The following is a 13,399-nucleotide window of genomic DNA, read 5'->3' as shown; positions in this document are numbered from 1 at the left end:
CCGTACCGGTGGAAAACCCGCCCTAGGGTGCTTCGGCGAAGAGCCGTCGCCAGGTCTCCGGGCCGGGGTAGCCGTCGGCCGCGCCGCCGCGCCATCCCTGCGCGCGCTGGAACGCCTCGACGTTGCGCCGGTCGCCCTCGCCCCAGCGCGGTCCCGGGCCCCGCGTGTAGTACTTGCCGAATCCCTTCCTCACCAGTTGCCTCCCCAGCCGGGTGACGTGGTCGTTGTCGGCACCGGGCCGGAACATCGCCCGTCCGGGATAGCCGGGGACGCCGTGCGAGGCGACACCGCCGGGCGGGGGCTTCGTGGGAGTGCCGGGGCCGCCGCTCGCGGCCCTCACGTCCCGGCCCTTCCCGTTCACCAGGTACGACCAGGTCGCCGGCCCCGGCAGTCCGTCGGCGTCGGCCCCGGTCCAGCCCTGTGCCTGCTGGAACGCCCGGGTCGCCCGCCGGTCCGCGTCCGACCAGCGCGGCCCCGGCCCCGAGACGTAGTACCTCCCCGCGCCCCGCGCGACGAGCATCCGTCCCAGCCGGGTGACGTACGCGTTGTTCGCGCCGGGCCCGAAGGCGGTCGCGCCGGGATGGCCGGCCGTGGCCGGAGAGGTGACGGGCGTGCCGGTACCGGTGCCCGTGCCGCCCTTGCCCGGCTCCGGCTTGAGGCCCTTGTGGCGATAGCCGAGATAGCGGTCCGAATTGCTCCAGTAGGCGTACGGAGTGGCCTGCCTGCGGGCGTGCGGGCGCGTCAGCTCGTACGCGATGTAATGGCTCTGCGTGTAATCCGTCCAGCCGCCGAAAATCACGACGTGGGACCCTTTCTCGGGGTCGGCCGGATTGTGGAAGAGCAGCATGTCCCCCGGCTGGAGATCGCCCTGGGTGACTCTGACGCCGTACTTGTCGAGGCTGCCCGTCCATTCGTTCCCGCCGAGGTTCCAGGCCATCGAGACGAAGCCGGAACAGTCCTGGCGGTAGCCGTCGGACCAGTACGCGTCCATGTCGTAGGGCACCTGCGCGACAACCCACTCCCTGGCCCGGTTGATGATCTCGGCCCGGGTGGTCCGAGGCGCCTTCACCTTGGCCGGCACACCGCCGGGGCCGTGCAGCGGGGCCGTGCCGCCCTGCGGGGTGCCGGGGTCGTCGGCCGCGGGGGCACCGGGCCGCTGCGGGGCGTGCGCGGCGGCGACGGCGGGGGTGGCACCCGCGGCGCCGAGCACCGTGCCGGTGGCCGCGGCGAGGGCGAACGCCATGGGGGTCCGCCCTGCCCGGGCCAGGGCGTGGGCCGGGGCGAGGGCGGCCGGATGCCCGCCGAATCCGCCGGTCCTGGAATGTGGCAGCACGCGCCGCCAGTGCGTACATCCGGGACAGTCGCAGTCGCTCTCGGGATCGAATTCCTCGAATGCCGGAGCGGTCATGCTTTTCCCGTCGTCGTCCTGCTGGAGTTCTCCGCGCTTCTGCACGTTCGTCAGTTTCGCAACTTGTCGCTCGTGCCGCATGTTGACGGTCCGAATGATGTACCGGTTGTCGGCTGCGGCTCACCCCGGCCAAACGCCCCGCGAAGGTCCGGTAGAGTTCTCTTCGGCGAGAGCCGCACGCGCCGCTAGCTCAGTTGGTTAGAGCAGCTGACTCTTAATCAGCGGGTCCGGGGTTCGAGTCCCTGGCGGCGCACAGGCAGATGCTCAATGAAGAGGCTCAAGCAGAGGCTCTCAAGAAGAGCGAGAGAAGTAACGAAGAGGCTCCCCGCACAGGCGGGGAGCCTCTTCGCGTATGGCCGAACCCTTACGGCCCGCTACCCTCTCGCCATGGCGCGCGACCTCCAGGAGCAGATCAAGAAGCTCATCATCGACCGTCGGCTGCCCTCGGGCGCCGTACTGCCGACCGAGCCCGACCTCATGGAGCTGCTCGGCGCCAGCCGGAACTCCGTGCGCGAGGCCCTCAAGGCCCTGCAGGCGATGGGCATCGTCGAGATCCGGCACGGCTTCGGTACCTACGTCGGGCCGATGTCCATGGCGCCGATGATCGAGGGCCTGGCCTTCCGCACGGTCGCCGGGCACTACCGCGGCGAGGACAGCCTCCTGCAGCTCCTGCAGCTGCGCGAGGCCGTGGAGACCGGCCTGGTCTCCCGCGTCGCGGGCAACGTCCCGCAGGACGACCTGGCCGTCCTGGACGCACTGGTCGAGCGCATGGAGGCCGAGGCCACCGCCGGCGCGGGTCTCACCGAGACCGACCGCGCGTTCCACGCCACCCTCTACCGTGGTCTGGGCAACCTCTTGCTGAGTGAGCTCCTGGAGGCGTTCTGGGACGCCTTCCACCGCGTACGCACGGATCTCGTGGAACTCCCGCAGGACCCGAAGGTCACCTGCCGGCAGCACCGGGAGATCCTCGACGCGGTGCGCTCCGGCGACTCGGGGCGGGCCGAGGAAGCAATAAGAGAACACTTCGGCAACATTCGTATGCGATTGACAGCAACGGTACCGAACGAGATCAACAGGCTCCCCAATGAGCGTGTATGACCGGTAAACACCGTGTTTCGCGTCTTGCGATCATGACGAACGGCATAGAACCCTGGGCGGCAAGAGGCTGCGGTTACAGAGCGGTTGGGGGCATGAAAGCGGTTGCGTGCGAAGGCGGGGAATGGGGCCCTGTCAATGAACGGATGCCGAGGGGGGCATCATGCAACCGGAAGGCCGCTCCGCCATGTCTATAAGGTGTGTGGACGATGTGGTGACGGGGGCCTGCTGTTGATACGCCGGTGCGGGTTCAGGGGGACCGGCCGGCGAAGGGAACAACGAGCACGTGGAATTTCGCGTGTGGGGGGATGACTCATGACGTCGACGCCGACGGGCGCCCGGCAGAACTCCGACCCGTCCGAGACCACCCAGCTGAGGGTGCCGTCACAGACGCGGACCGGCACTTTCCGCAGAATCAAGAAGAACCTGCCGAGATACGACTACGAGCACTACAGCCGGCTCGCGGGTCCTCTCACGCAGCCGGATCCGACCAAGCCGTACAAGGTGCAGTACCGCACGCTGCTCTCGCAGGAGCCGCACCGGCTGCGCGCCGCGCTGATGCTGGGCGCGGCCCCGCTCCTGTCCCTCGTGCTGCTCGGCTGGCTGCTCCAGCCGGCGCACTGGACCGACCGGGACTATCCCGCCTACGACTTCCTGCCCGCGCTCGACATAGTGATGCTCGTCTCGATCGGTCTGATCGAGCTGTTCCGCTGCATGAACGTGCTGTCGAACGCGCACGCCACACTGGTCGCCCGCGACCCGATCCCGGTGGTGCCCGAGTCCGGCACGAAAGTGGCCTTCCTCACCTCCTTCGTGCCCGGCAAGGAGCCGCTGGAGATGGTGACGAAGACCCTGGAAGCCGCGGTGCGGATCCGCCACCGCGGCCTCATGCACGTCTGGCTGCTCGACGAGGGCGACGACCCCGAGGTGAAGGCGGTCTGCGAGCGCCTCGGTGTGCACCACTTCTCCCGCAAGGGCATCGCGAAGTGGAACCAGAAGAAGGGCCCGCACCGGGCCAAGACCAAGCACGGCAACTACAACGCCTGGCTGGACGCGCAGGGCGACAACTACGACTTCTTCGCCTCGGTCGACACCGACCACGTGCCGCTGCCGAACTACCTGGAGCGGATGCTGGGCTTCTTCCGCGACCCGGACGTCGGCTTCGTGATCGGCCCGCAGGTCTACGGCAACTACGACAACCCGATCACCAAGGCCGCCGAGTCGCAGCAGTTCCTGTTCCACGCGCTGATCCAGCGCGCGGGCAACGCGTACGGCTCGCCGATGTTCGTCGGCACCTCGAACGCCGTGCGCATCAGGACGCTGAAGCAGATCGGCGGCCTGTACGACTCGATCACCGAGGACATGGCGACCGGTTTCGAGATCCACCGCCACAAGAACCCGGTGACGGGCAGGAAGTGGCGCTCGGTCTACACCCCGGACGTCCTCGCGGTCGGCGAGGGGCCGAACGCCTGGACGGACTTCTTCACCCAGCAGATGCGCTGGTCGCGGGGTACGTACGAGACGATCCTCAAGCAGTACTGGAAGGGCGCCTACTCGCTGCCGCCGAGTAAGTTCTTCAACTACACGATGATGATCATCTTCTACCCGATGTCGGCGCTCAACTGGATCCTGGCCGCACTGAGCTGCGCCCTGTTCCTGGGCCTCGGCGCCTCGGGTGTGAACATCGACCCGGCGATCTGGCTGATGCTCTACGGCAACGCCTCGGCGCTGCAGATCGGCCTCTACGTCTGGAACCGCCGCCACAACGTCTCACCGCACGAGCCCGAGGGCTCCGGCGGCGTGGCGGGCATGATCATGTCCGCGCTGTCGGCGCCGCTGTACGCGAAGGCCCTCATCGACTCGATGCTGCGCCGCAAGAGCAAGTTCGTGGTGACCCCGAAGGGCGACTCCGCGAGCCCGGACACCTGGTTCGGGACGTTCCGGTACCACTGGTACTTCATAGCGATCTTCAGCGGTTCGATCACCGCGGGCTTCGTCTACGGTCACGCCCACCCGGCGATGATCATCTGGGCGACGTTCGCGCTGCTCATCACGGCCTCGCCGATGTTCGCCTGGCGCTGGATGATGCGACAGGACAAGAAGGGGAGAAAGCACCGCCACGGCTCCCCCCAGGAGCCCCCGGCGGCTCCGGCGGCCGTGTACGACAGCCGGATCCCCCTCCAGCCGCAGCAGTCCCCCGCGCCTCAGCACACACCCCCGCACGGGCAGCAGCACGCGCCCCAGCACAAGCCGAGCTGGGCGTCGGGCGGGGGCAACGACCAGACCGTGCAGATCTCCCTCGGGGGACAGCACCGTTCGCCCGGGAACTGAGGTACGCGGCTGCCGCGCCGCGTAATCCACCCCAGGGGCCGGACCAGGGACGAGGCCTGGTCCGAGCCGGCCAAGTCAGTCGAGTCAGACAGGAAATGAAGTGAAAGACGGTTCCAGCCGCCGCCGTGCCCGCCGCATCGCGATAGGTGCGGCGGTGGTGCTTGCGCTGGCCGGGATGAACGGACCCGCGCTCTACCGCTTCGGGTCGGAGCAGTACCACGAGTACAAGATCAACAGACCTGAGTACAAGGCAGAGAACGGCAAGTGGGACATTGTCGAGTTTCCCGAGAAGTACCGGCTGAACACCATTCACGCCGCGCTTCTGCACACCGGAAAGATCCTGCTGATCGCCGGTTCGGGAAACAACCAGGACAACTTCGACGCGAAGAAGTTCGACACCCGCATATGGGACCCGGTCAAGAAGACGATCAAAAAGGTTCCGACGCCGGCCGACCTGTTCTGCACGGGCCATACGCAGCTGCCCAACGGCAATCTGCTGATCGCCGGCGGCACCAAGCGCTACGAGAAGCTCAAGGGCGACACCACCAAGGCCGGCGGTCTGATGGTCGTCCACAACGAGAATCCGGACAAGCCGATCACCCTGCCCTCCGGAACCCGGTTCACGGGCAAGGAGGGCGGCAAGACGTTCGTTTCGAAGGACCCGATCGTCGTCGAGCGGGCCAAGAAGGTCTTCGACAAGGCGACCGGCGCGTTCCTGCGCAACGAACCGGGCCTGGGCCGGATCTACGTCGAGGCGCAGAAGAGCGGCGCCAAGTACGAGACGGGCACGCAGGACAACTACCGCGTGCAGGGCCTCTCCGGCGCCGACACCCGCAACACGTACGGCATCGCCGAGAAGCTCGCGCTCGACAAGAAGGACTTCCAGGGCATCAAGGATGCCTACGAGTTCGACCCGGTCGCCGAGAAGTACATCAAGGTCGACCCGATGAACGAGGCGCGCTGGTACCCGACGCTCACCACGCTCTCCGACGGCAAGATCCTCAGCCTCTCCGGCCTGGACGAGATCGGCCAGCTGGTGCCGGGCAAGAACGAGGTGTACGACCCGAAGACCAAGAAGTGGACGTACACCGACGGCGTCAGGCAGTTCCCGACCTACCCGGCGATCTCCCTGATGCAGAACGGCAAGCTGTTCTACTCGGGTGCGAACGCCGGCTACGGACCCGACGACGTCGGCCGTGACCCGGGCGTCTGGGACCTGGAGACGAACAAGTTCAAGAAGCTCAAGGGCATGTCCGACCCGAAGCGCCTGGAGACGGCGGGCACGGTGCTGCTGCCGCCCGCGCAGGACGAGAAGTACATGGTGATCGGCGGCGGCGGGGTCGGCGAGTCCAAGCTGTCCAGCAAGAAGACCCGCATCATCGACCTGCTGGCCGACAACCCGAAGTTCGTCGACGGTCCCGAGATGGAGAAGGGCACGCGCTACCCGCAGTACTCGATCCTCCCGGACGACGACGTGCTCGTGTCGGGCGGCTCCGAGGACTACCGCGGACGCGGCGACACCAACATCCTGCAGGCCCGGATGTACGACTCGAAGACCAACGAGTTCACGCGGGTCGCCGACCCGCTGGTGGGCCGCAACTACCACTCGGGCTCGATCCTCCTGCCCGACGGCCGGGTGATGTTCTTCGGCTCGGACTCGCTCTACGCCGACAAGGGCAACACCAAGCCGGGCAAGTTCGAGCAGCGGGTGGAGATCTACACGCCGCCGTACCTCTTCCAGGGTTCGCGGCCGACGCTCTCCGGCGGCCCGAAGACCATCGAGCGCGGCGAGTCGGCGACGTTCACGTCGAAGCACTCCTCGGCGGTCAAGTCGGCCCGGCTGATCCGGCCGAGCGCCTCGACGCACGTCACCGACGTAGACCAGCGGTCGATCGCTCTGGACTTCGAGAAGACGAAGGACGGCATCGAGGTCACCGTCCCGAAGAGCCGCAACCTGGTCGAGTCCGGCTGGTACATGCTGTTCGTGACGGACGACCAGGGCACCCCGAGCAAGGCCCAGTGGGTGAAGATCCCCTGACGGACGTGGCTGGTACGTGACTGGGGGCGCCCTCCTCATACGGAGGGCGCCCCCAGTCACGTACCAGTCACGTACCAGCCACGTACAAGCCACATGCGACTCACATGCGACTCACATGCGACTCACATGCGAGCGGTCACTGCTTGCTGGCCTTCGCGAGCTTCAGCGCGTACTCCGGCCACCACTGGCCCGCCTTCGGTCCGTCCTTGCACGTGCCGTCGGACTCGCCGGGCCGCTTGACCCACACATAGGCGTCGACGAGGTCGTCACCGGTGTCCGTGGTGGGTGTCTCGCCCAGGGCGCGTCCGGGCGGGTTGCACCAGTTCTCCTCCGGGTCGCCGCCCGTGTAAGGGCCGTTGCCGTTGCGGCTGGTGTCGATCACGAACGGTTTGCCGCCGACCTTCGACGACAGCTCCTTGCCGTACTTCGTGCTGTCGGGCGTCTTGTAGAAGTTGGACACGTTGACCGCGAATCCGTCGGCGTTCTCGACGCCCGCCAGTTTCAGGGGCTCGGCGATGTCGTCGGACTTGCCCCAGCCCGCGTTGCCCGCGTCCAGGTAGACCTTCGTGTTCTTCAGCGACTTGAACTTCTCCACCGCGCCCCGGAGCAGGTCGTAGCGCTCCTCGTGGAACTCTTGCGGGGTGCAGCCGTCCACCATGTGCAGCACGGCGTCCGGCTCCAGGATCACCGTGGTCGCCCGGTCGCCGATCCCCTTGGCGACCTGGTCGATGAAGGTCCGGTACGCGTTGCCGTCGGCGGCGCCGCCACCGGAGAACTGGCCGCAGTCGCGGTGCGGGATGTTGTAGACGACGAGCAGCGCGTCCCGGTCGGCCTTCGCGGCGGCCTCGGTGAAACCGCGCGCCTCCCGCTCGGCGTTCTCCGGAGTGAGCCACTGACCGGTGGGCTGCTCGGCGATCGTGCGGATCAGTTCGGCGTCCTCGTCCTTGCCGTCCTTCACATAGGTGGCGACCTGTTCGGCCGCGTTCCCGTCCGGGTTGACCCAGAACGGGTCCTTCTCCTTGGGCTGCTGGCTCACCTTGGCGCCCGACTTGTCCTTGTCGCCGCCGTCGCCCGAGGACGAACACGCCCCGAGCAGCAGCACAGCTCCTGCCACCGCCACGGACGCCCTTGCCCCGGCCCCCCTGCTCCCGTACATCGAAAAACTCCCCCTCGGGTGCACCGTCCGAAGTAGCAATCCTGACATACGTGTCGGGCCGCCCACGAGCGCAGTCACGCCTTGTCTGCCAGCTGTTACAGCGCCGGACGACCGGGCGGTCGCGGAGTCCCGTGCACCGGTCCGGACGCTGCGGCCACCTGCGCGGATAACACAGTGCCACCGCCATGAGACTTGGCGTCATTCAGACCCTAGGCCGGAACGCTCATCCGTTCTAAAGTCGTCTCAGACGGCCCGGGACCCCGGCTGTCCGGCCATCCGCTCGTCCTCGGACGGGGACCCTGAGCCTCCCGTGCCGGTCGCCGGGTTACTCCCGCAGCCCGTGCGAGCACGGTCGAGGACCAGCCCGGTCGACGGCTCCCGGGGGAGCGGGTCGTCGACCGGGCCGGTGTCGCCACCGCTTGCCACGCTTGCCACGCCTGCCACGCCTGCCACGCCTGCCACCGCTCAACGGCCGCTGTCGTGACCGGTGCCGCTGAGGTACGCGGAGACGACCACGTTCGCCGTGTAGGTGCGGCTGCCTCGGTCGAAGGAGCCGCCGCACGTGATGAGCCGCAGCTCGGCGCGCCCGGTCTGCCGTACCCCGTACACCTGCCGGGCGTCGAAGCGGTCGCGGGCGAAGACCTGTACGTCCTCGACGGTGAACTCGGCGACCGTGCCGTCGTCCCGGACCACCCGGACCGCCGCACCCGGCCGTACCTCGCTGAGGTGGTAGAAGACCGCGGGCCGGGTCTCGGTGTCCACGTGCCCGACGAGCAGCGCGGTCCCGGCCGCCCCCGGCCGCACCCCGTCCCCGTACCAGCCGACCGTACCCGGCTGCCCGTACGGCGGCGGATCGATCGCCCCGCCCGGGTCGAGGCCGCGGCTCACCACGGGGGCCCGTACGCCCAGGGCGGGCACGTCCACGCGCTGGGGCCGCGCGTTGCCCAGCGGCCGGACCGCGGGCGGCAGTTGGACGCCGAGCGGGCGTCCGACCGCCGCCACGTCACCGGTGGTCGGCGAGGATATGCCCTGCCGCACGTCGGTGACCTCACGGCCCCACAGCCACAGTCCGAGCAGCAGCAGCGCCCAGGCGACTCCCATCAGGAGCCGGCCACCGCCCGCCACGTGTTCCCGGTGGTCCGGGTGCGTGCGTGGTGACATGGCCGCTCAGTCCGTACGGCGGCGGCCCCGCCGGGCGCTGCTGACGGCCACGGCGACGGCGGCGACCCCGGCCAGGACGAGACCGACGACCGCGTGCCGGGTACCGGGCCCGTCCGACCTGGCCTCGGCGGCGGCGAGCCGGGAGGTACCGCCACCGCCCGCGTGCACGGGGGCGACGGGGGACGCGGGCGCGGCGGGCGAAGCGGCGGCCGAGCCGTCCGGCTGCTCCTGCCTCTGCCCCTGCCCCTGCTTCTCCTCCCGCTCCCGCTTCTCCCTCTCCTCCCGCTCCCGCTTCTCGCGCTGCTTCTTGTCGGCGACGGTGACGGTGCCCTTGAGCGTCTGCTCGAAGCCGTCACAGGTGACCTTGATGTCGTACGTGCCCGGGTCGAGCGTCGAGCGGACGCGGGTCTCGCCGGTGAGGTCCCCCTGGGCCCCGGTGAGCTGCGCGTCGGCGACGAACGCCGCGGACGCGGCGGTCCCGGTCATCCCGGTGCACCCCCGGACCCGCAGCCGGATGTCGCTGCCGGGAGCCGGGGACCCCGGAGACACCCGGACACCTCCGTCGGCCGCGAACACAGAGGGGGCGTACGCCATGGGGGCGAGTGCGGCGGTTGCCGCCGCACCGGCACAGAGAGCGAGTCGCAGTGAACCCATCGTGAACCTCCAGACATCTGGAGCGTGCTCCGCGGGCCGGGCGGGCGCATCCGGGGAGGGGGCCCACTGCGCCGTACGGGTGGCGGCCCGTGCGGGTGACGGCCCGTGCGGTCGGCTGCCCGTGCGGTCGGCTCAGACGCGCTCGACGAGGTCCGCGATGGAGTCGACGATCGTGGACGGGCGGTACGGGTACTTCTCGATCTCCGCCTTCGTGGTGAGGCCGGTGAGGACGAGGAAGGTCTCCATGCCCGCCTCCAGACCGGCCAGGACGTCGGTGTCCATGCGGTCGCCGATCATCGCGCTGGTCTCGGAGTGCGCGCCGATGGTGTTGAGCCCCGTGCGCATCATCAGCGGGTTCGGCTTGCCCGCGAAGTACGGCTGCTTGCCGGTCGCCTTGGTGATCAGCGCGGCGACCGCGCCGGTGGCGGGCAGCGCGCCCTCGGCGGACGGGCCGGTCTCGTCGGGGTTCGTGGCGATGAAACGGGCGCCGTCGTTGATCAGCCGCACCGCCTTGGTCATCGCCTCGAAGGAGTAGGTACGGGTCTCGCCGAGGACTACGTAGTCGGGGTCGTGGTCGGTCAGCACGTACCCGATGTCGTGCAGCGCGGTGGTCAGACCGGCCTCGCCGATAACGTACGCGGAGCCCTCGGGGCGCTGGTCCTCCAGGAACTGGGCGGTGGCGAGGGCGGACGTCCAGATGTTCTCGACGGGCACGTCCAGGCCCATCCGCCGCAGGCGGGCGTGCAGGTCCCGGGCCGTGTAGATGGAGTTGTTGGTGAGGACCAGGAAAGGCTTCCCGGAATCCCTGAGCTTCCTTATGAAGGCGTCGGCGCCGGGGATGGGCACGCCCTCGTGGATGAGCACCCCGTCCATGTCGGTGAGCCACGATTCGATGGGCTTGCGCTCTGCCATGTGCCGTCTCCTGCCGTACGCGTTCTGCGTGAGCCGTGCGGGTGCGCCGGCGTCGCCGGTCACCACCGTGTGCCGACGCCCCCAGCCTAGCCATCCGCTGGATCTTGGCGGAGGGGGAGGACGGGGAGGGAAGGGACGTGGGGTGGGACGTGGGGGGCGTGGGGGGCGTGGGGAGGGGTCGCGCGTGCTCAGCGTCTGCGGCGGGCCATGAGCAGTGCGATGGTCCCGGCGGCCAGGAGCAGCAGCGCGCCGCCGGCCGCGGCGAGGAGGGCGCGGGGCGAGGAAAGCCCCGTACCGGCCAGTTCGTCGGCGAACGGCAGCCCGTCCGGTACGCCGTCGGCGGCGCCCTGCCGGTCCGGGTCCCGGACACCCGTGTCACCGCGCGGTTCGCCCGTCTCCCTGCTCCCGGCCGCGCCCCCGACGATGCGGAACCGGTAGTCGTTCGACTGGCCCACCCAGGCGCCGTCGTCCTGGTGCCGCTGCACGACGGCCGCGTTGGCGACGATGTCGTTGGCCACCGCGTCCGAGGTGACCGCGAGCCGCACCTTGACGGAGAGGGTTTTGCCGGGCGCGACGGTGAACCCCGGGAAGTCGTCGTCCTCGGAGGAGTCGGGCGCGGAGGAGCCGGGCGCCGAGGAGCCGGGCGCCGAGGAGCCGAGGGAGGGGGAACCGGGCCCGGCGGAACCGAGCACGCCGATGTGCTCGTCCTCGTCGGTCCGCTCGAAGGTCACGGGGCGGGGCCGGTCCCCGTCGTAGAACTCCAGGCGCGGCTGCTCCGGCCGCAACGCCCGCTTCCTGTCCACCAGGACGACGACCGGGTGGACGTTCTCGCAGGTGGCGTCGGTGGTGTTGGTGAGGTCGATGTACCAGATCCGGAATCCGCCGCCGGCCTCGTAGGCGTTGGGCCCGCCGTGGATCCGGGTACGGACGGGGAACTCCCGCTTCCCGGACGCGGCACAGGTGGGCCCGGCCTCGGGCAGGGCCTGGGCGGAGACCTGCGCGGCGGGCACGGAGGTGAGGGCGGCTGCAGCGGTCACGGCGAGAGACAGGGGCTTGCTCAGTCGCATGGACACGGGAGCCTGCCACGGGGGTACGGGGCGCCGGCTCCGGCGCGCGGGGCGGGGGCCGTTCGGGGACAGGGGTTCGTCCGGACGGGGACGGGGACGCGCCTGGACGGGCCAGTACCCGACCGGCGAACCTGGGGCTCCCCACCGCGGGCCAGACCGGTTTCCGGCCAGATGCCCGGGGGCCTCCCCACCGCCGGTCAAGCCAGTCTCCGGCCAGATGCCCGAGGGCTCCCCCAGCGCCGGTCAGGCCTGTGTCCGGCCGAACAGCGGGGCCAGCAGCAGTTGGGCCGCTCCCTCCGCCACCGCCCGCGCGCCGCCGGGCGCGATCCGCACCGGTACGGGGCTGCTCGCGCCCTCGCGCCGGGCACGGGTGTCCAGGACGGCACCGACACCGCGTACGAAGCGGTCGGGTTCCGCGGTGACCGTACGTCCGCCCAGCAGGACGAGGTCGATGTCAAGCAGCCCAACGAGGTTCGCGGCGCCTTCGCCGAGGACACGGGCCGCCTCGTCGATGTCCCCCCGGGCCACCGCCGCGAGGCACAGCGCCTCGACACAGCCCCGGTTGCCGCACGGGCACGGCGGCCCGTCCAGCTGAACGACCTGATGCCCGAACTCCCCCGCCCCGGTACGGGCCCCGCGGTGCACGGCCCCGCCCAGTACGAGCCCGGCCCCCAGTCCCGTACCGAGATGCAGGTACGCGAACGCTCCGACCTCGCCCCCGACGGCCAGTCCGAGCGCCGCGGCGTTCGTGTCCTTGTCCAGCACCACGGGCACCCCGAGCCGCCGCGCCACGGCGTCCCGCAGCGGAAACCCGTCCCACTCGGGGAACCCGGTCACCCGGTGCAGCACGCCGTGCGTGTGGTCGAGCGGCCCCGGCATGGCGACACCGACACCGAGGACGGCGGCCCCGGGGGTTCCGTAGGGCTCGGGGGTTCCGTAGGGCTCGGGGGTTCCGTAGGGCTCGGGGGTCCCGGAGGGCTCGGAGAACGGAGGGGTCCTGGAGGGCTCGTCGGCACCGGCGCGGTGCAGCCCCTCCATCAGCACCTGGGCCTCGTTCACGACCACGTCCAGCACCGCCTCCGCCCCGGCTCCCAGGTCGAGCGCGGCCCCGCGCTCCCCCACGACCTCGCCCGTGAGGTCGACGAGGACGGCGCGCAGTTCGTCGCGGTCCACCTGGAGCCCCACCGCGTGGCCGGCCTCCGGCACCAGCCGCAGCGCGGTCCGGGGCTTGCCTCCGGTGGAGGCCCGCCGGCCCGCCTCGGCGATCAGGCCGTCCTCGCGCAACCGAGCGGTGATCTTGCTGACGGCCTGAGGGGTCAGCCCCGTGCGCTCGGCGAGTTCGGGACGGCTCACCCCGGCCCGCCCGGCCCTGCGCAGCAGGTCGAGCAGCAGCGCGGCGTTGTGGCTGCGCAGCGAGAGCAGGTTCACCCCGCTGACCACGCCGCCGCCCGGTCCTGCGGCCCTGATCCCAGCCACTCGGCACTCCTCCTCCACGCTGCTAGCCCTACCGCTCCCCGCGCTCCTGCGGTCCCGCGCTCCCGCGGTCCTACGCTCTGGCGCTCCGCGCGTCCACACCC

General features: G+C 70.2%; 11 protein-coding genes and 1 tRNA gene. 4 read left to right on the top strand and 8 right to left on the bottom strand.

All coding sequences use genetic code 11. The annotated features are described in order from the left end of the window. Positions 1-22 precede the first annotated feature (22 nt). Entirely contained in the window at positions 23-1,408 is a 1,386-nt protein-coding gene (locus ACIOKD_RS26620) for a peptidoglycan-binding protein (RefSeq protein ID WP_402089287.1), read from the bottom strand. A gap of 179 nt (positions 1,409-1,587) precedes the next feature. On the opposite strand from ACIOKD_RS26620, the gene ACIOKD_RS26615 reads away from it, so the two are divergent. From ACIOKD_RS26615 to ACIOKD_RS26600, 4 genes are all read left to right on the top strand, one after another. After that, positions 1,588-1,661 (top strand) — tRNA-Lys (locus ACIOKD_RS26615). Positions 1,662-1,795: 134 nt separating this feature from the next. Continuing rightward, a complete protein-coding gene (locus tag ACIOKD_RS26610; protein WP_402088861.1) occupies positions 1,796-2,506 on the top strand; it encodes a FadR/GntR family transcriptional regulator in 711 nt (236 codons plus the stop codon). 312 nt (positions 2,507-2,818) lie between these two features. Further along, positions 2,819-4,834 carry a glycosyltransferase family 2 protein gene (locus tag ACIOKD_RS26605; protein ID WP_402088858.1) on the top strand — a complete coding sequence of 672 codons (2,016 nt, stop codon included), beginning with the start codon at positions 2,819-2,821 and terminating at the stop codon, positions 4,832-4,834. Between the two features lie 100 nt (positions 4,835-4,934). Beyond that, the gene (locus ACIOKD_RS26600; protein WP_402088855.1) at positions 4,935-6,872 is read left to right on the top strand and encodes a galactose oxidase-like domain-containing protein; all 1,938 of its coding nucleotides are present in this window, start codon (positions 4,935-4,937) and stop codon (positions 6,870-6,872) included. A gap of 136 nt (positions 6,873-7,008) precedes the next feature. Here the strand turns inward: ACIOKD_RS26600 and ACIOKD_RS26595 are convergent, their stop codons facing one another. The 7 genes from ACIOKD_RS26595 to ACIOKD_RS26565 all read right to left on the bottom strand — a co-directional run bounded on the left by ACIOKD_RS26595 (position 7,009) and on the right by ACIOKD_RS26565 (position 13,298). Further along, positions 7,009-8,028, bottom strand: coding sequence for a glycoside hydrolase family 6 protein (locus tag ACIOKD_RS26595; protein ID WP_402088853.1), 1,020 nt, complete (start codon positions 8,026-8,028; stop codon positions 7,009-7,011). 243 nt (positions 8,029-8,271) lie between these two features. Further along, positions 8,272-8,463: a hypothetical protein gene (locus tag ACIOKD_RS26590; RefSeq protein ID WP_402088850.1), complete on the bottom strand. Its 192-nt coding sequence runs from the start codon at positions 8,461-8,463 to the stop codon at positions 8,272-8,274. Between the two features lie 30 nt (positions 8,464-8,493). Further along, positions 8,494-9,189, bottom strand: coding sequence for a class F sortase (locus tag ACIOKD_RS26585; RefSeq protein WP_402088848.1), 696 nt, complete (start codon positions 9,187-9,189; stop codon positions 8,494-8,496). 6 nt (positions 9,190-9,195) lie between these two features. After that, positions 9,196-9,843: a hypothetical protein gene (locus tag ACIOKD_RS26580; RefSeq protein ID WP_402088846.1), complete on the bottom strand. Its 648-nt coding sequence runs from the start codon at positions 9,841-9,843 to the stop codon at positions 9,196-9,198. 132 nt (positions 9,844-9,975) lie between these two features. Beyond that, positions 9,976-10,755: an HAD-IIA family hydrolase gene (locus ACIOKD_RS26575; RefSeq protein WP_402088843.1), complete on the bottom strand. Its 780-nt coding sequence runs from the start codon at positions 10,753-10,755 to the stop codon at positions 9,976-9,978. A gap of 188 nt (positions 10,756-10,943) precedes the next feature. After that, the gene (locus ACIOKD_RS26570) at positions 10,944-11,822 is read right to left on the bottom strand and encodes a hypothetical protein (RefSeq protein ID WP_402088841.1); all 879 of its coding nucleotides are present in this window, start codon (positions 11,820-11,822) and stop codon (positions 10,944-10,946) included. A gap of 243 nt (positions 11,823-12,065) precedes the next feature. Then, positions 12,066-13,298, bottom strand: coding sequence for an ROK family protein (locus tag ACIOKD_RS26565; RefSeq protein WP_402088838.1), 1,233 nt, complete (start codon positions 13,296-13,298; stop codon positions 12,066-12,068). Positions 13,299-13,399 lie beyond the last annotated feature (101 nt).

It is taken from the genome of Streptomyces sp. NPDC087844 (genome assembly GCF_044742785.1).
In the GTDB taxonomy this organism is placed as follows: Bacteria; Actinomycetota; Actinomycetes; order Streptomycetales; family Streptomycetaceae; genus Streptomyces.
This window is presented reverse-complemented; position numbering and strand designations above follow the sequence as displayed.

Coding starts and splice junctions, on each gene's coding strand:
- ACIOKD_RS26605 (WP_402088858.1), top strand. CDS start 2,819: ATGACGTCGACGCCGACGGGCGCCCGGCAGAACTCCGACCCGTCCGAG.
- ACIOKD_RS26575 (WP_402088843.1), bottom strand. CDS start 10,755: ATGGCAGAGCGCAAGCCCATCGAATCGTGGCTCACCGACATGGACGGG.
- ACIOKD_RS26610 (WP_402088861.1), top strand. CDS start 1,796: ATGGCGCGCGACCTCCAGGAGCAGATCAAGAAGCTCATCATCGACCGT.
- ACIOKD_RS26595 (WP_402088853.1), bottom strand. CDS start 8,028: ATGTACGGGAGCAGGGGGGCCGGGGCAAGGGCGTCCGTGGCGGTGGCA.
- ACIOKD_RS26585 (WP_402088848.1), bottom strand. CDS start 9,189: ATGTCACCACGCACGCACCCGGACCACCGGGAACACGTGGCGGGCGGT.
- ACIOKD_RS26570 (WP_402088841.1), bottom strand. CDS start 11,822: ATGCGACTGAGCAAGCCCCTGTCTCTCGCCGTGACCGCTGCAGCCGCC.
- ACIOKD_RS26620 (WP_402089287.1), bottom strand. CDS start 1,408: ATGACCGCTCCGGCATTCGAGGAATTCGATCCCGAGAGCGACTGCGAC.
- ACIOKD_RS26580 (WP_402088846.1), bottom strand. CDS start 9,843: ATGGGTTCACTGCGACTCGCTCTCTGTGCCGGTGCGGCGGCAACCGCC.